At 53.5% G+C, this 16,987-nt stretch carries 16 protein-coding genes and 1 pseudogene; 7 read left to right on the forward strand and 10 right to left on the reverse strand.

Annotated elements, in window-relative coordinates; genetic code table 11:
- Positions 1-103: 103 nt before the first annotated feature.
- The 4 genes from H9L05_RS12765 to H9L05_RS12780 form a co-directional block, all read right to left on the reverse strand.
- Positions 104-1,615 carry an HTTM domain-containing protein gene (locus tag H9L05_RS12765; protein WP_187731303.1) on the reverse strand — a complete coding sequence of 504 codons (1,512 nt, stop codon included), beginning with the start codon at positions 1,613-1,615 and terminating at the stop codon, positions 104-106.
- Positions 1,616-1,737: 122 nt separating this feature from the next.
- Positions 1,738-2,433, reverse strand: coding sequence for a hypothetical protein (locus tag H9L05_RS12770; protein ID WP_187731304.1), 696 nt, complete (start codon positions 2,431-2,433; stop codon positions 1,738-1,740).
- Between the two features lie 210 nt (positions 2,434-2,643).
- The gene (locus tag H9L05_RS12775; protein ID WP_187731305.1) at positions 2,644-3,009 is read right to left on the reverse strand and encodes a hypothetical protein; all 366 of its coding nucleotides are present in this window, start codon (positions 3,007-3,009) and stop codon (positions 2,644-2,646) included.
- Positions 3,010-3,351: 342 nt separating this feature from the next.
- Positions 3,352-3,732: a hypothetical protein gene (locus tag H9L05_RS12780; protein ID WP_187731306.1), complete on the reverse strand. Its 381-nt coding sequence runs from the start codon at positions 3,730-3,732 to the stop codon at positions 3,352-3,354.
- Between the two features lie 330 nt (positions 3,733-4,062).
- Here H9L05_RS12780 and H9L05_RS12785 point away from each other — a divergent pair, with 330 nt between their 5' ends.
- Entirely contained in the window at positions 4,063-4,467 is a 405-nt protein-coding gene (locus H9L05_RS12785) for a thiol-disulfide oxidoreductase DCC family protein (RefSeq protein ID WP_187731307.1), read from the forward strand.
- A 67-nt stretch (positions 4,468-4,534) separates the two neighbouring features.
- Here the strand turns inward: H9L05_RS12785 and H9L05_RS12790 are convergent, their stop codons facing one another.
- On the reverse strand, positions 4,535-4,933 hold the full coding sequence (locus tag H9L05_RS12790) for a MarR family winged helix-turn-helix transcriptional regulator (RefSeq protein WP_223284414.1): 399 nt from the start codon (positions 4,931-4,933) through the stop codon (positions 4,535-4,537).
- Positions 4,934-5,364: 431 nt separating this feature from the next.
- Here H9L05_RS12790 and H9L05_RS12795 point away from each other — a divergent pair, with 431 nt between their 5' ends.
- Positions 5,365-6,369, forward strand: coding sequence for a zinc-binding dehydrogenase (locus H9L05_RS12795; protein WP_187731309.1), 1,005 nt, complete (start codon positions 5,365-5,367; stop codon positions 6,367-6,369).
- Between the two features lie 174 nt (positions 6,370-6,543).
- Positions 6,544-6,801 carry a hypothetical protein gene (locus H9L05_RS12800; RefSeq protein WP_187731310.1) on the forward strand — a complete coding sequence of 86 codons (258 nt, stop codon included), beginning with the start codon at positions 6,544-6,546 and terminating at the stop codon, positions 6,799-6,801.
- Between the two features lie 75 nt (positions 6,802-6,876).
- Here the strand turns inward: H9L05_RS12800 and H9L05_RS12805 are convergent, their stop codons facing one another.
- Both H9L05_RS12805 and rfaD read right to left on the reverse strand, forming a co-directional pair.
- Positions 6,877-8,259, reverse strand: a complete 1,383-nt coding sequence (locus H9L05_RS12805) for an FAD/NAD(P)-binding protein (RefSeq protein ID WP_187731311.1) — start codon at positions 8,257-8,259, stop codon at positions 6,877-6,879.
- Between the two features lie 105 nt (positions 8,260-8,364).
- Entirely contained in the window at positions 8,365-9,330 is a 966-nt protein-coding gene (gene rfaD, locus H9L05_RS12810; protein ID WP_187731312.1) for an ADP-glyceromanno-heptose 6-epimerase, read from the reverse strand.
- 376 nt (positions 9,331-9,706) lie between these two features.
- Here rfaD and H9L05_RS12815 point away from each other — a divergent pair, with 376 nt between their 5' ends.
- The 4 genes from H9L05_RS12815 (at position 9,707) to lpxB (ending at position 13,292) form a co-directional block, all read left to right on the forward strand.
- Positions 9,707-10,516, forward strand: coding sequence for an ABC transporter substrate-binding protein (locus H9L05_RS12815; protein WP_223284415.1), 810 nt, complete (start codon positions 9,707-9,709; stop codon positions 10,514-10,516).
- Positions 10,513-11,535 carry a FecCD family ABC transporter permease gene (locus H9L05_RS12820; RefSeq protein WP_455429301.1) on the forward strand — a complete coding sequence of 341 codons (1,023 nt, stop codon included), beginning with the start codon at positions 10,513-10,515 and terminating at the stop codon, positions 11,533-11,535. The genes H9L05_RS12815 and H9L05_RS12820 overlap by 4 nt, the downstream gene beginning before the upstream one ends.
- Positions 11,536-11,648: 113 nt before the next feature.
- On the forward strand, positions 11,649-12,065 hold the full coding sequence (locus H9L05_RS12825) for a 6-pyruvoyl trahydropterin synthase family protein (protein ID WP_187731313.1): 417 nt from the start codon (positions 11,649-11,651) through the stop codon (positions 12,063-12,065).
- A 117-nt stretch (positions 12,066-12,182) separates the two neighbouring features.
- Positions 12,183-13,292, forward strand: coding sequence for a lipid-A-disaccharide synthase (gene lpxB, locus H9L05_RS12830; RefSeq protein WP_187731314.1), 1,110 nt, complete (start codon positions 12,183-12,185; stop codon positions 13,290-13,292).
- Positions 13,293-13,412: 120 nt separating this feature from the next.
- Here lpxB and clpX read toward each other — a convergent pair.
- From clpX to tig, 3 genes and pseudogenes are all read right to left on the reverse strand, one after another.
- Positions 13,413-14,638, reverse strand: a pseudogene (gene clpX, locus H9L05_RS12835) (ATP-dependent Clp protease ATP-binding subunit ClpX).
- 208 nt (positions 14,639-14,846) lie between these two features.
- A complete protein-coding gene (locus tag H9L05_RS12840; protein ID WP_133272071.1) occupies positions 14,847-15,545 on the reverse strand; it encodes a ClpP family protease in 699 nt (232 codons plus the stop codon).
- Between the two features lie 103 nt (positions 15,546-15,648).
- Complete coding sequence (gene tig, locus H9L05_RS12845) at positions 15,649-16,983, reverse strand: trigger factor (protein WP_187731315.1); 1,335 nt, start codon at positions 16,981-16,983, stop codon at positions 15,649-15,651.
- Positions 16,984-16,987 lie beyond the last annotated feature (4 nt).

A 16,987-nucleotide genomic window follows, 5' to 3' on the forward strand; every position in this document is an offset into this window, starting at 1 on the left:
GCCGGGGGGCTTTTTCTGGTTGGAATCAACCAAAAAAAGCCCCCCGGCAAAACCAGCGACACCATATTGGCCACCGGAGTAGCTCTAGAATCAAAGAGGCCGCTTACTTAGCGGGCAGCGCGGTTTCGCAGCTACAGAGCACTTCTCGGGTAGGCTTAACCACCCGGTAGTTGGGCTGCGAAACTTCCTTCATATAAATGACGTCGAGACGCTGCACGGGGGCATTGCCGGCGTCTTCATTCCATACGCGCAACAGGTAGTTGCAGTAGTACGGGCGCAGATAAGCGTTGGAAACGAACAGGTAATTCTCGGAGTACTTACGCCAACGGTCGTTTTTAAATAACGATACCACCGACTTCGGCTTGGCCAACGTGACAGGTTTTCCTTGCCGGTTCAGGTCAATGTGCTGGCCCTTGCGCGTGGTAGCGTCCAGGATATACCAGCCGTCATCTTTGAAAACAGCCGGCGCAAACATGCCCCAGTGCTGATCGATGCGAAACAGATACCCAAACCAGCGCAGGGGCTCCGACATGGTGAGCGAAGGCTTGGCAATGGAATCGAGGTTCCACCAACATATATACGCGAGTAGTAAGGTAACCACAGCGTTGCGCAGGCCGTGCAGTAGTCGAATGGTCTTGGGGGGCAAATTCAGGCTCGATTCCACGTTTACCCGCACCGGGCTGCGCCAGCTATTCAGACGAGCCAAATGGGGCTGCAAGCGCTGCGTGCGCGTCCGCACGTGCCGATCTATCCAGTCCATGGCCGGTGTCGGCAGCAAGCCCAGCACGGAGGCCATGTTGATCAGGAAGAATAAGCCCACAAACAAAGTCAGGCTGATGCCGAGATGGAAGCCATACATCACCACCACAAACAGCACCCGCCAGAACGGCACGCCCACCGGAATAAACAGCACAAACGGCAGCAGCAGCTCGGTGTAATAAACCGCGAACGTGAGAAAGCGCATCACCTCCGGAAACTGATACAGAATCCGGCCGCCCGGCATGAGCACCTGGTCGAGGCTGAGGGCGTAGTAGATGGCGGTGCCTTCGGTGGTCCATTCGGGGGCATTTTTGAGCAAGGCCGTACACCAGTATACCAAGGCCAGCTGCACCACATATGCCACCGTGGCCGCGCTGAAGTACGAATACGAGGCTGGCTTGGGCTCAGTGCGGCCCGCATCGGCGGAATACATACGGCCCCAGGGTAGAAAAATCCCCCAGAAGAGGAGCATTCGCAGCAAATCGTCGCCGCCCTGCCCGATGATGGGATTCCTGTTCTGCAACGACACCAGCAGCAGCCACGATACTACCGTCGCTAAGCGGGTTTTGTAGCCCAGCAGCAGCATGATGGCAAACCCGGCTGCTATCAGAAACAGGAGCGCCTGTATTTGCCACAAACCACTGATGTTGTGCAGACTAACCTGGTAAGCGTTCCAGTTGCGCTCGTACAGCACATGCAGCGGCAGCACGCCCATGTTGGCATAATGCGCCTCCAAATCGGTGCTGCGGATGGCAAGGTCGGTCAGAACAACGGCTGCCGTGGCCATGCGCAGTAAGGCTAACGCGCGCAGATCGAGAATGAAAGGACGGCGCAGAAAATCGAGGACACGGGTCATAGGAGCCGCGCTGGGGGGCAAAATGGAAGATAAAAAGAAAGCGAAAAGGTACGCCACCTAGTTGGATGGTTAACCTTTTCGCTTTCAAAAAGAGCGACCGACCTGAAGGCCGGAGTCAGAAATTAGTTGGTAGTGGTACCTGTAGTGGTGCTACCGCCGGTAGTGCCGGTTGTAGTGCTACCGCTGGTAGTGCGCGTAGTAGTACTTCCCGACGTGGTGCCAGTGGTAGTACGGCCCGAAGTAGTACCGGTTGTAGCGCCAGTAGTAGTACGACCTGACTTGGTGCCTGACGTAGTACCTGTAGTGGTACGGCTAGTAGTAGTGCTACCCGATGTGGTACGCGTGTTCGCGCGGCCCGAAGTAGTACCAGTAGTAGCGGTGCGGGTAGACTGAGTAGCCGTAGTGCGGCCACTGGTGGTACCAGCAGTAGTACCAGCTGTTGAGCCAGCGGTGCTGCCGGCTGTTGTACCCGCCGTTGAGCCAGCGGTGATAGTACCAGCTGTTGTGCTGCCGGCCGTCATTGTGCCCGTGGTAGATCCGGTGGTCATGGTGCCGGCGGTGCTGCCTGTTGTCATGGTGCCGGCGGTAGTTCCTGCAGTAGTACCAGTTGTGGTAGAACCTGCGGTTACGCTCCCGGTAGTGGCACCGGCAGTGGTGCCATAGGTTGTGCCTGTGGTAGCACTAGTAGTGGAGCCAGCGGTAGTGCTGCCGGTGCCACTACCGGTAGTAGAGCCTGCGGTCGTTTGGGCGGTAGCACCAGCCGAAACAAATACTGCTGCCAAAAGAGCAGCAAACGATACAAAAGATGACTTTTTCATAGCTTTTTGAAAACAAGTGATATGGAAATGAACAGTAGCATAACAGAAACCATAGGCGGTAACTTGTAAGCTGGTGAGCAACGTAAGAGTAGCCCCGCGCTCAGAGACTGACCGCAGAAGCCAGCTTCTAAAAAAAACAAGAGGGATAATTACTCAGCAGTAAGTATCCCTCTTGTTTTAAATTAAGTGTTCAAATGAATGAACGTAACCCTAGCGGGTGGTTGTGCCCGTAGTGGTGCTGCCGCTGGTGGTACCAGTGGTAGTGCTGCCAGTAGTAGTACCCGTAGTGGTGCTGCCGCTGGTGCTACCTGACGTGCTGCCCATGGTAGTGGTACCGGTAGTGCCGGTGGTGGTTGAACCAGTTGTGGTTCCGGTGGTAGTAGAGCCAGTAGTGGTACCGCTGGTGCTGCCCATATCGGAAGTGGTGCTGCCGCTGGTGCTGCCCGAAGTGGTGGCAGTAGTGCTACCCGAAGTAGAGCCGCTAGTGCTGCCGCCAGTCATTGAGTCGCTGGTGGTTCCGGTAGTGCTACCGCTAGTGGTAGTACCATCCGTGCCAGTAGAAGCGCAAGATGACATGAGTGAGGCTGATACAAACATACCAGCGAAGGCGAGGGTCGATACGAAAATCCGTGACTTTTTCATTGGAAGGATTAGTTGGTGAATGGGTTAAACCAGAGCGGGATATAATTCAAGGAGCCCCTTCTACGTGCAAACCGAAAGAAATAGTTACTGATAGGTTGATTTATTTTTGTTGGCTTATCCAAATAATAGACAATAAATCAATGATTTATTTATAAGAATGTCCTCGTAGCTATCAATTTGAACGATACTGAGGTCATAATTATGATTCTATAATAACCTGTGTTGATGCTTAAATAGCTAGATAAAATAGACGCAGGAGCCGCTTTTTACTAATAATTAGCGAGTCGTTGAGCCGCTACCTGTTCCCGTTCCCGTTGCTGCACCAGTGCCACCGCCTGTAGTGCCCGTGCCACCAGCCGTTGAGCCAGCTCCGGCGGTAGAGCCACCAGCGGTAGAGCCACCAGCGGTTGAACCCATGCCACCAGCTGTGCTACCAGCCGTCGAACCACTGGTACTGGTGGTTGTCGAGCCTTCCATCGTGCCTCCAGCCGAATCAGTAGACATCATATCAGTATCTGACGATGTGCCTGTGCTGCTTTCTGTGGAAGTGCCGCCTGTGCCTTCCGTACCACCTTTGTTGCCGCTTTCGCAAGCGCCCAAGGAAAGAGTTGCAGTAATAAATAGGGCAGTTAAAATGTTGATTCGTAGCTTTTTCATAATGAAAGAAAGAAAGGATGTTGGTTGTGGATCAGAAACAGAAATTAAAATTGTATTCAGCAGCTATACGGGTACAACAGACCGTGCAGCTATAAAGTAGACCTTGAAGAAATACCTGTTTTTTGGGAGACAAACCACAGGCAGCAAATACGTATTCAAAATTCCGTTCCGTATTTATTACCTGTCAAACAGCTGGTTGCGCATATTCTGGTTAGCCCTGTAACACAGTATCTTATGCCACTGGGCAAACTGGTTTGGCAGGGCTTCGTATGGCTGATAAAAGATACTTTCCCGCTTAGCTGGTTATAGCTGGAAATACAGCTACTACCTATGGTACCTCAGCCCGCCGTTATCTTGTTTGATGGAGTTTGTAACCTCTGCAACGGTTTCGTGCAGTTCGTTATTAATCACGACTCTGGGGGGCATTTTCGGTTTACTTCGCTGCAATCGGAGGCGGGTCAGAAGCTGCTGGCTCAATACGGCACCACCGTAGCCGCCACTCCCGAAACGGTAATACTAATTGAGCAGGGCCAATTATTTACCCACTCCACGGCCGTATTGCGCATTCTGCGTGGGTTAGGTGGAGCCTGGCAAGTGCTGTATGTAGCCATGATTCTGCCGCGCGCGCTGCGCGACTCGTTGTATCGATTTGTGGCGCGGCACCGCTACCAGTGGTTTGGCCAGCAGGAATCATGTATGCTGCCCACGCCTGAGCTGGCGCAGCGCTTTCTGTAAACTGAGCCGCCTTTGCAGCAAGCGGGTTTGCTGCGTTAAGTCAGAAGACCTGATGTCACAAACCTGCCTATATAGGAGACACCTCGGTGATGGCGGGCAACAGGGTTTTTAGCTGCTTAAGCACGGCGGCATCAGCACCCAGAGAAGCAAAAAAACGATTCTCAAATTCCTCTACGGCCCACGCGGCCTGTACAGCCGTCCGCACGCCCACTGGAGTAAGGCTTATGGCTTTGGCGCGGGTATCGGTGGCATGTTCGGCGCGCAGCAATAGCCCTTTAGCTTCCAGCGTGCGCAATAGCTTGCTGGTCATCATCTTATCGATGCGGGCATGGGCTGCTAAGTCCGTCTGTGTAATGTTGCCCTGCTGCCCCAGCCAGTAGGCCGCCGCCAGCACCACAAACTGTGCATGCGTAAGCCCAAATTGCTCCAGGGCCTTCTTTATCTCACGCTGCCAATGATTGCTCACCTGCCAAAGCAAAAAGCCAGGGCTGTCATCCGGACTTTCAAAGGAAAAAAGCGATTGGGCAACCATCAATTATGAGTAGTGAAAACGAGGTGAACTGAATCTGTTGCCTCATCATACGGACAGGGGAATATTGGCGCTAAAAAAGCCCCCCAGCAATTTTATAAGCGCTGTTTGAACTCTCAACAGAAGTAGTACTTTCGGACTGTCGTCTTGCGCGAGCCGCCAGATTGTAGCGCCCAGCCAGCACAGCGTGGCTAACTACGGCGCCTTTGCTCAACTATGAAGTAGGCCGCATACAAGCCAATCAGAGCATATTTCGGGGGTATTGCGGGTAGTAATTATGGTTATAGTAAATACGATTACTATAACCATGTATGCGTTTTTTGCTTTCTAGCCGTACTAAAGGATATTCTTTCACTTACCATATCTCCATGCAGGTTTTACAACTCGATGGTATTAACCAACCGCTTGTTCTTCAGGAAGTACCTACCCCTATGCCCGCGGCTGGCGAAGTGCTGGTAGAGATTCGGGCCGCTGCCTTTAACCACCGCGACGTCTGGATTCAGAAGGGTCAATATGGCGGCTTAAAATTCCCGTGTATTCTGGGCTCTGATGGCTCCGGCGTAGTAGTCGCGGTGGGAGAGGGTGTCGATGAGTCATTGCTGGAAAAAGCCGTCGTTATTAATCCGGGCCATAACTGGGGCGACAACCCGAAGGCGCAGGCCAAAAACTTCAAGATTCTGGGCTTGCCGGATCAAGGTACGTTTGGCGAGTTTTTGAGTGTGCCCGCTCAGTACGTGCGGGCCATGCCAGCTCATTTGAGCTTCGAGCAAGCGGCTGCGCTGCCGCTTGGCGGGCTTACTGCTTACCGTGCTGCCTTCACACGGGCGGGTTTGCAGGCCGGCGAGCGGGTGCTCATCACGGGTATTGGTGGAGGCGTAGCAGTGTTGGCCTTGCAAATGGCGGTAGCCCGCGGCGCGGAGGTGTGGGTTACCTCCAGTTCGGTCGAAAAGCTGGCTCGCGCTCAGGAGCTGGGCGCTAAAGGAGGAGCCAACTATAACGATGAAAACTGGGTTGCCGACCTTACAAAGGAGGCTGGGGGGCTTTTTGACGTGATTATAGACAGTGCTGCCGGTCCCAGCTTCAATGCGCTGCTCGATGCGGCCACGCCTGGTGGTCGTATCGTATTCTTTGGCGGCACGCTGGGCGCTATTCCGCAGGTGCCGCCGGCAAAGGTTTTCTGGAAGCAGCTCACCATCCTGGGCTCCACGATGGGGACGGAGCAGGATTTTGCCGATATGGTGAGCCTGATAGAGGAAAAACAGATTGTTCCCGTTGTCGATCAGGTTTTCCCCTTCGCCGACGGAGAAGCCGCCATTCGTCGTCTGGCCGACGGCGCACAGTTCGGTAAAGTTGTCCTCAAGATAAAGGAGTAAGGCCAGTATTTTGGGGCTTTAAACAAGCCTGAGATAGAGAAGATTAGGTAAAAAATGCAGCTTGTATTTTACGGAAAAATACAAGCTGATAATAGGCGGATCAGGGAATGAAAACTGCGCTAAGGCTGTTGTATTTTCGACTGCTTTTCTGACGTATATCTTACTGCTCTAGCTATGAAATCACCTGCTGAATACCTCACTGGCCCAGTTTTCCAACTGACTTATCCTACGGGCGAAGTCGCCGAATCGGTACCGGTTGTCACCTACGACGATGCGTTGCTGGCGCTGGAAGAAGCGTTAGCCGACGCGGAAGAGTACAAGTACCTGTTACTGCGCGCTATTCGTCGCAATGCCCCCGAAACAGTTGCTCCTGAAGCCACTACCATCACCGCTGAAACTGCCGTAGTTCCTATGTATGCCGAAGCTGCTTAGGCTGATAATAAAGACAAAAAAGGGCGCCACTAGTGGCGCCCTTTTTTGTTGCTGACTGGTTTGGCCAGCGTTTGTTTATAGCTGGCTAAGAATATGCTGAGCCAGCGCCGCCGCCTGCTCCCGTAGTTCCGGCACCGCCGTCGACTCGAAATACGCCGGGCGGCGGCTGGGGCCTAGGGTGAAAAACAGCGAAGAGGCCAGGCCATCAGCATTCAAGAGCGCACCGTGTTCGTCGGTCTGAATGCCTAAGCGCAAAGGGTCGGGGAGGAGGTAACGCGCTTCCCGGAGGCTTTTTACCAGCGGGTCTTGTACGCGGCTGTAGTCGAGTAGAGGGCCGGTACAGGCAATAACATGACGAGCGGCAAGGTGCGTTCGATGGCTGCCGTGGGTTACCTCAACACCTAAATCAGCACCCTGGGGGGCAATTTGGCGCACACGGCCCAGGTGGGTTTGGAGTTGCCCGCGGCTCCGCAGCTGCTCTAGCACGGCCACATTCTGCTCCGGACTACGGTGCCGCACCACTGACCACATAGACGCTACATGCCGCAGAAAACGCTCTTGCTCCAGCAAAGGCCAGCCAGACCATATCCGACCCAAATCAGGACGAAGCGAATCCAGTACATCGCGCCAGTCGTAGCCCGCAGCTTGGGCGGCGCGGATGTGCTGGCGCACCACGCGCACTACATCTCCTACATTCGTGAGGTGAGCTAAATCGGAAGCGTAAAAGCTGGGGTATTGCGCGTGTTGCGCTGGTCCGTGCACCGTTGGCCACCAGCCATGCCGCGAAACGGCCATAATTGGTCCCTGGTGCCCATCAGCGTGCAGCGCCATCAGTACATCAACGGAGGTCAGGCCAGTGCCAATAAGCAGAACTGAATCGTGGGGGGCAATTCCGGCCAGTGCGCCAGGCGTCCACGGATTGGGATGATAGTTTGGCGGAAAATTGCCCCCCAGCCCGGCGCCAGCAAGCCCCAATGGCGGAAAATTGCCCAGCGCCAACACTACGCGGTCACTGCGCAACACGTGGCCATCTGTAAGCTCTACCAGCGCTGTATTATCTGTCTTATGGATGGTGGCGGCTACGGCGGCCTGCGAATGCCATTGAATCTGCATCCCATTTTCGGCATGACCCAGGATCTGACCTACGCACTCCTGAATGTACTGCCCGTACGTCTGGCGTGGGCAAAATTCAGCCTCGTCGGCAGGCAAGCCTTTCTCGCGCAGCCATTCCACAAAATGCCGGGGCTTATCAGGAAAGGCGCTGATGCGACCGGCGCGCACATTCAGCAGGTATTCTAGTCGCGGTGCCGAATAAGCTAAACCTTGCCCGGGAGCGGGGCGAGGGTCTACCAGATGTACATCGTAGGGGTAGTTGCCGCTGGCATGGGCAAGCTGCACAGCCAACATAGAACCCGAAAACCCCGCGCCTATTATCGTAATGGTACGTCGTTGGGGCATGCAGGTGGGGAAGAACGGGTGGAAGGTAGGCCTTAAAACGGACAGCCTGACCAAGGGTTTACCAAGGTCAGGCTGTTTTTGTTTAACCAGAGAAATGAGGCTGCTTTATAAATAAGCGCCGCTCACCAAGTAGTTCTGCACATAGTCCTGAATGCCGTCTTCCAGACGAGTGAAGGGCCGATCGTAGCCAATGCTGCGCAGCTTCTGCATTTCGGCCTGCGTGAAGTATTGGTAGGTGTCGCGAATGTCTTCGGGTGTGTCTTTAAACCGAATATCCGCCGTCTGGTTGAGGGCCGCGAACGTGTTGAGCGCCAAATCCAGGAAGGTGCGCGCCTCGCCGCTGCCCAGGTTATAAATGCCCGAATTTTTGCGGTGGTGCATCAAAAAATAGCACACCTCACACACGTCCTTCACATACACAAAGTCACGCTTCTGCTCGCCATCGGCATACTCAGGGTTGTGGGAGCGAAACAGCTCCATGGAGCCCGTACGCCGAATTTGCTCGTAGGCGTGAAAAATCACCGAAGCCATACGGCCCTTGTGGTATTCGTTGGGTCCGTACACGTTGAAAAACTTAAGTCCGGCCCAGAAAAACGGCTTTTCCTCCTGCGCCACGGCCCAGTTGTCGAAGTCATTTTTTGATTCTCCATACGGGTTGAGCGGGCGCAGCAACGGCAGCAGCGCATCTTCATCGGCGTAGCCCAGCGTGCCCGAGCCATACGTGGCCGCCGACGAGGCATACACCAACGGCAACTGGTACTGACAGCAAGCATGCCACACCTTTTTGGAGTACTCCAGATTCAGCAAATCCAGAATTTCGCGACTTTTCTCCGTCGTGTCGGTGCGGGCACCGAGGTGAAAGATAAATTCCACCTGCTCGTGGTTTTTGTCGAGCCATTCAAAAAAGTCGTTGCGGTCCACGTATTCGCGCAGGCGCTTGCCTTTCAGGTTGGCGAGCTTGCGCTCCACGGTGAAGTTATCGACCACCACAATATCATTGAAGTTGGCGGCATTCAGGCGGGTGACAAGGCAGCTGGCGATAAAGCCGGCGGCCCCAGTGACAACGATCATAGGGCTAATTTTGCCTTAAAAGTAGGCAAAAGCCGTGGAGTAGACTCTAGCTTGTGTTTCCATACTAACTCGTCATGCAGAGCGGCAGCGACGCATCTCGCTCGCGGTCTTTGGAGTTACCGCTGCAACATCAGCACGCGAGATGCGTCGCTGCGCTCTGCATGACGGAGTGGTGTTGCATGACGTTGGCTCAAACTGGTGTTGCATGACGTTTTCTCAAATAGCTATGAGGCAAGCTAAATCACCATCTTTGCAGCATGCTTCGTTTTTCGCGTCTACTTCTGACTTGCATTTCGCTCAGCGCTTCAGTGGCAGCATGTAATTCCGATCAAAAAGCCCCTCAGACATCGACACCGGCAGAAAATGCCCCCAGCAGTTGCGCGACGACTTAGGGCGCTCCGTCACAATACCGGCTCACCCGCGGCGCATTATGTCCCTGGCCGCATCCATGACCGAAATGCTTTACGCCGTGGCTGATACTGCTACCATTATCGGCCGTACCCAGGTGTGCGACTACCCGAAAGCAGTGCTGAGCAAGCCCGTTGTGAATAGCTACCCGCTGGATATGGAGCGCTTGGTGGCCTTGCAGCCCGATATCGTGTTTACCGTGGAAGGCATCACCTCCCTCGACGACGCCACGCGCCTGCAACAGCTCGGCGTGCAGGTGTATTACCAGCGTTATACCACGGTGCCCGACGTGCTGCGCGGCTTGCGCGATATTGGTCGTATTCTGCACCGTGAACCCCAAGCCCGCCGCCTCACCGATTCGTTGGCCGCGGAGCTGAAGCAACTGGAACAGCAAACGCCAACCGGCTCACGTCCCAAGGTGCTGGCCATTACCTGGCAAGACCCCATTTACGTGTACGGTCAGAATACCCTGTTTACCGACAAAATCCGGCGGGCTGGGGGGCAAAATGCTGTGATAGAGAAGTTTTCGCAGCCTTATCCGGCCCTTACGCGCGAGTACATTCTGCAGCTGAATCCGGATGTGCTGCTGGGGGGCAGTTTTGGAAAGCTCGACAGCACCTTCTTCAAAAGTTATCCGGAACTGCGCCGCATTCGGGCTTACCAAACGCGCCGGATTTACGCTATCAATGGCAACCTGATGGAGCGACCCGGCCCGCGCGTAGTGGAGTCGGTGCGGGAACTACAGCAGTTGCTGCGCCAAAGCCCGGCCCAGCTATGAGCCGCCGCGTCGGGCCCTGGCTGCTGGCCAGCCTGTTTGTTACGTTTTTACTCTTGGTCGCGGGGCTCCGAGTGGGCAGCTTCGACACAGATTATGCCACCATCTGGCGTGCCTTAAGTCATTATGACTCCACCGATCCGGTGCAGCTGGTGCTGGTACAATTGCGTCTGCCGCGCCTTTTGTTGGCCCTGCTGGCCGGTGCGGGACTGGCGTTTAGTGGTTATCTGATGCAGGCAATGGTCAATAATGCCCTGGCCGATCCATACTTGCTTGGTACGGCCTCGGGCGCGTCGCTGGGGGCCATTTTGTGCTTTGCTTTTCTGGATACCTTGGTGCTGGGGGGCTTTTATCTGCCGCCTTTGGCTGCCCTGGCCGGTGCCCTGTTCACCACCATCGTTGTAGTGGCGCTCGGGACTCAGCAGGGCCAACTCCGGCCCGCCCAACTATTGCTGGCCGGCGTAGCCGTGGGTGCGCTTACGGCCGCAGTTGGCAGTCTGGTTACTTTTCTGGCCGCCACCGACGCCAAGCTGAGTACCGTTATTTTCTGGGCTATGGGCAGTTTCGAGCGGGCCGGCTGGAATCTGCTGCCGTATCCGGCCGTGGCGGTCGGTGGGGCTTTATTGCTGTTTACTTTTCTGCAAAAAGACTTGAACGTGCTGCTGCTAGGGGAGGAGCGCGCCCAAGCGTTGGGCCTGAATGTGACCCGCCTGCGCTGGATACTTATCCTCACCGCTTCCGGCCTGACGGGCTGTGTTGTAGCGCTTTGTGGCCCCATCGGGTTTGTCGGGCTCATGATTCCTCACCTCACGCGCTGGCTGCTGGGCGTTACGGGTAGGGCTAATTTATTGTTCTGCGCCCTGCTGGGGGCAATTTTATGCTTGCCTGCGACTTGCTGGCCCGTCTGCTTTATCCGCCGGCAGGCCTTCCCGTGGGCTTGGTCACCGCCCTTTTCGGCGTACCGTTCTTTGTATATTTGCTGCGGAAAAAGCGCGTCGCGCTTTAATGGGCTGCTAAGTTGATGCGCTATTGTGCTGATTGGTTGAAAGGCTGATTCGTCGCGCTGTTAGTCATTTCATCAAGCACTGCCCCATCTCATTCCATACCGAATATTATCTTACTAGCACCGCAACAAATGATTTACGTCAGCCGCCAGGAGCATTTCAATGCCGCGCACAAGCTGCACAACCCCAACTGGTCCGACGAGCGCAACCGCGAAGTATTTGGCCCCTGCGCCAATACCAACTGGCACGGCCACAATTACGACCTTATCGTAACCGTAAAAGGTCAGCCCGACCCGGACACCGGCTTCGTAATCGACCTCAAACAGCTCAGCAACCTCATTCGCGAGCACATTACCGATCAGGTAGACCACAAAAATCTTAACCTCGATGTGCCTTTCATGCAGGGCAAAATGGCCAGCACTGAGAATTTGGTAGTGGCCTTCTGGGAAATCCTGACGCGTGAGTTAGGCTCCATTTCCTCCGCTCAGCTGCACTGCATCAAACTCTACGAAACGCCCCGGAATTTCGTGGAATATTATGGGGAATAAATAGCTAAATGGCTGAAGGTTAAATGGTTGTTTGCTTAGTAAGGCACAGAAACAATCAGTCGTTTAACCTTCATACATTCATTCATTTAACCCTCACCCATTTAGCCGTTTATTCTCTTGAAATATTACTTGATTGCCGGCGAGCGTTCCGGAGATTTTCATGCCGCCAACCTGATGCGTGCCCTACGCACAGAAGACGCTGCGGCCGAGTTCCGGGGCTGGGGCGGTGATATGATGGAGGCCGCGGGGGGAAAATTGGTGCATCATTACCAGGAGATGGCCATTATGGGTTTCCTGGAAGCGGCCACCAGTATCCTGAAATTTCGTGGTTTCCTGAAGGAGTGTCAGCGCGATCTGCTGGCGTATAAGCCGGACGTTTTGATTCTGGTCGATTACGCGGGCTTCAATCTACGGGTCGCCAAGTTTGCCAAGCAGCACGGCATCAAGGTGTTTTACTACATATCGCCCAAAATCTGGGCCTGGAACCAGGGCCGCGTGCACACCGTGAAAGCCGTGGTTGACAAGATGTTTGTCATCCTGCCTTTCGAGCGGGAGTTCTACCAGCGTTTCGGCTACGATGTAGACTACATCGGCAACCCTACCGTAGACGCCGTAGCTGAGCACGAAGCATCCACTGACTTCCGCGAACGAAACCGGATTCCGGCCAACAAGCCGATTATTGCCGTGCTGCCCGGCTCGCGCAAACAGGAAATCGAGAGCATGCTCTACGTCATGCTTTCCGTGTTGCCGCCGTTTCTGAATTATCAGTTCGTCATTGCTGCCGTTTCCAACCTTGACCGCAACTATTACCAGAATTTTCAGCGCAGCGAAAACATCACCATCGTCTCCGATCAAACCTACGACTTGCTTCGCCACGCCGACGGCGCCATGGTCACGTCCGGCACCGCCACCCTCGAAACCGCCCTCTTCGACGTGCCGCAAGTAGTTTGCTACAGCACTAGCGCTATTTCCTACACCATTGCCAAGGCATTGATAAAAGTGCCTTATATCTCCCTGGTGAATTTGGTGGCGGGAAAAGAAGTGGTGAAAGAATTAATTCAGGGCGAATTCAACTCTCGCAACCTCGTGCAGGAGTTGAAAAATATTCTGGAGAATCCAGAGTATATCGCTCGCCAAAAATCGGATTACGCCGAGCTACGGGAGAAGCTTGGTCGTAGCAATGCTGCCCAGAAGGCGGCTAAGCTGATGATTGGGTATTTACAGTAATGGGTATTTACAGTAATAGACTTAGAGCGTATATAATGGAATGTGCTTAACATTGTTACTTACAAAAGGAAAGGCCAGCAGAGATATCTCCGCTGGCCTTTCCTTTTGTAAGTAACAATGTTAAGCAGCCCGCAACTGCTTCAATGGTGACTTCTCAAACTTGCTTTGAGCATAATCCAAGTCAATAACGAGTTCCTGAACGTCAGTCTCAGAAGGCATATCGAACATCGCATCTGTCATGATGCTTTCGCAGATTGAGCGCAGACCGCGAGCGCCAAGACGATATTCGTCGGCTTTTATAACAATGTACTCCATGGCTGCCTCAGAGAAGGAAAGCTTGATGTTTTCCATCTCAAATAAGCGCTGATACTGCTTCACGATAGAGTTCTTAGGCTCCGTCAGAATCTTGCGCAGCGTAGCGTGGTCGAGCGGGTTGAGGTGCGTAAGTACGGGCAAACGGCCGATCAACTCGGGAATAAGCCCAAACTGTTTCAAATCTACGGCCGTCACGTAGCGCAGGAAGTTTTGGGTATCTACCTTTTCCTCCAGCATCGTTTTGGAGAAGCCCATGGGCTTGGTGTTCAGGCGGCTCTTAATGATGCGCTCGATGCCAACAAAAGCCCCCCGCAGATGAACAAGATGTTTTCGGTGTTCACCGTAATCATCTTCTGCTCAGGGTGCTTGCGGCCACCATGGGGCGGCACGTTTACTGTAGTGCCTTCCAGCAATTTCAGCATTGCCTGCTGTACCCCCTCGCCGCTCACGTCGCGCGTGATGCTGGGGTTGTCGCTCTTGCGGGCAATCTTATCTATTTCGTCAATATAAACGATGCCGCGCTCGGCTGCTTCCACGTTGTAGTCAGCGGATTGCAACAAGCGAGTCAGGATGCTTTCCACATCTTCGCCCACGTAGCCGGCCTCAGTAAGCACAGTGGCGTCGGCAATACAGAAAGGCACTTGCAGAATGTTGGCCAGCATACGAGCCAAGAAGGTTTTGCCCGTTCCGGTTTCACCCACCATGATGATGTTGGATTTCTCAATCACCACATCATCCTTAGTGCTAGGCTTCTGCATAAGGCGCTTGTAGTGGTTGTACACTGCCACCGACATTACCTTTTTTGCTTCATCCTGGCCTACTACGTACTGATCCAGGTACTCCTTCATCTCGCGCGGCTTCACGAGGTTAAACTTTGGCGTCTTGCTGTTTGAGCGAATCTTGTTCTCTTCGTTCAAAATCTGCTGGGCCTGACCTACGCACCGCTCGCAAATGTGCGCGTTGATGCCGGAAATCATTACCGAGACGTCTTTTTTGCTCTTGCCGCAGAAGGAGCACGTAATATCTGCCATTGCCTGGATTATCAGAATAGGATAGGTAATCTCCGCTCACGCCGGAGCGGCATCAAAGGTACAAAAGGCTAACGCCCTGCGTACAAAAAAAAGTTGCCCCATCGTAGGGCTTCTATTTAAAAGTAAAAATCCCATTTCCGGTTTTCAATCCAGAAATGGGATTTCAATTTGTGTTAGATCGTCATGCAGACCGACCAATAAAGGTAGCTTAAGCTACTTTACGCTCAAGCACCTCATCAATCAGACCATATTCTTTGGCCTCGTCAGCACGCATCCAGTAGTCACGGTCAGAGTTGTCATGAATTTCCTGATATGTCTTGCCAGTGTGCTGCGCCAGAATGTCGTACAGCTCTTTTTTGAGCTTTAGAATCTCACGAGCCGTGATTTCAATGTCAGAAGACTGACCTTGAGCACCGCCGGAAGGCTGGTGAATCATCACGCGAGCGTGGGGGAGAGCCGAACGCTTGTCTTTGGCACCACCAGCCAGCAATACGGCACCCATGGAAGCCGCCAGACCTGTGCAGATAGTAGCTACATCAGGACCTACATACTGCATGGTGTCATATATGCCTAAGCCTGCATACACGGAGCCGCCGGGCGAGTTGATGTAAAGCAAAATATCCTTCTTGGCATCGGCCGACTCCAAGAACAGCAGTTGAGCGGTGATGATGTTGGCAATATAATCGTCAACGGCTGTGCCTAGGAACACGATGCGGTCCATGATTAGGCGCGAGAACACGTCAATCTCAGCAAAGCGCGTGGGGCGCTCCTCAATCACGGAGCGGGTCATGCCCGTAACGGAATGGCGCATCTGGCCTTCCATGTGGTGCAGGTATTGATCGACACCCAAGCCGCTCAGACCTTGGCCTTTAACAGCAAACTTGCGGAATTCTTGTTTATTCAGCATGGCAAATAATAATGGGAGAAGAAGTGTAAAAGCGAAGCCGTCGGGCAACAAAAAAGCCCTAACGGCAAGTAAGGGCTTTTTTGTGGGTTAGAAAACCGGCAGACTAGCGTTGGCTAGCTGCCTGATTCCGGAAGTCCTCAGCCGAAATCGGCTTATCAGTAACAACAACTTTGCCGCGCAGGTTTTCAAGTACTTTCTCTGCCAGAATGGCCTCATACTCGTCTACGTAGTTTTTGCCGTTCTCCTGCTTCAGGTAATTGTCAGCGAAGCTACGGATGGACTCTTGCAACTCTGGCGTCATTTCCATGTTGAATTGACCCAGAATCTTCTGCATGGTGCGCTCCACGATTTCGTCGTTCGATACCTTCAGACCCTGCTCTTCTACTACCTTATTGCGAATCATCGACCACTTCAATTCGCGCTCGTAGTCGTCGTAGTGCTCTTCTACCTGCTCCTCGGTAAGTTTGCCTTTGTTGGCGCGCACCAACCATTTCTTGAAGAACTCTTTGGGTACTTCGATGGTCGTGTTATTTACCATCTGGTCCACGATTTGGCGGTTGAGCAATCCATCAGACTCACGGTCGTAGTTCTCCTGTACCGTAGTACGCACTTTCTCATCAAATTCTTCGCGAGAAGTAATGATGTCTTTGCCGAATACTTTGTCAAACAACTCCTGATCTAGCTCAGGCTTGGTCGTGCGGTTGATTTTCTCAACATTCAGTACATACTCGCCGCTCGCGTTGGCCGCCTCATCTTTCGAAAGACCGGAGAAGTTGGCAATGGCAGAAGCGTCGCCATCGAAAGCATCCTTCAGATCGAACGTTACCGAATCGTTGGCCTTTACACCGATAAATTTATCGACGTTGTTCTTTACCTTATTAATAGGCAGCAATACCGTGCGGCCTTCGCCTTCCTCATCCGCTTTCTTGAGCTTACCATAGAGGTAGTCAGAAGCTTCCGAAGCCTCAGGGTTGGTGCTCTCACCATACTGGCGAGAAATCTGGTCGTAGGTTTCCTGTAGCGTAGCCTCGTCAACACCTATCTGGTGGCGCTCCACATTCAGTGTTTGGTCGGCAGGTAACTCAAAATCAGGTAGTAAGCCTAGCTCAAACTTAAAATCGAAATCCTTCTGGGTGTCAAAGTCAATGTCGCTGGCCACGGGCAGGGGCTCGCCCAGAATGCGCACGTTGTTCTCCTTAATGTAGTTATCAACCGCTTTGCCTAGCAAGCCATTGATTTCTTCCACCAGAATGCTCTTCCCGTACATCTTACGAACCAAGCCCACGGGTACTTTGCCCGGCCGGAACCCTTTGATTTGCGCTCTCTTGCTGTAGTCCTTGAGCTTGTTATCAACCGTGGCAGCATAATCGGCCTCAGTCAGGTGTACTGTCAGGATGGCACTAAGCTGGTCGTCGTTTTTATCGAGGGTAATATCCAAAACA

The sequence above is a fragment of the Hymenobacter qilianensis genome (genome assembly GCF_014489555.1).
GTDB lineage: Bacteria > Bacteroidota > Bacteroidia > Cytophagales > Hymenobacteraceae > Hymenobacter > Hymenobacter qilianensis.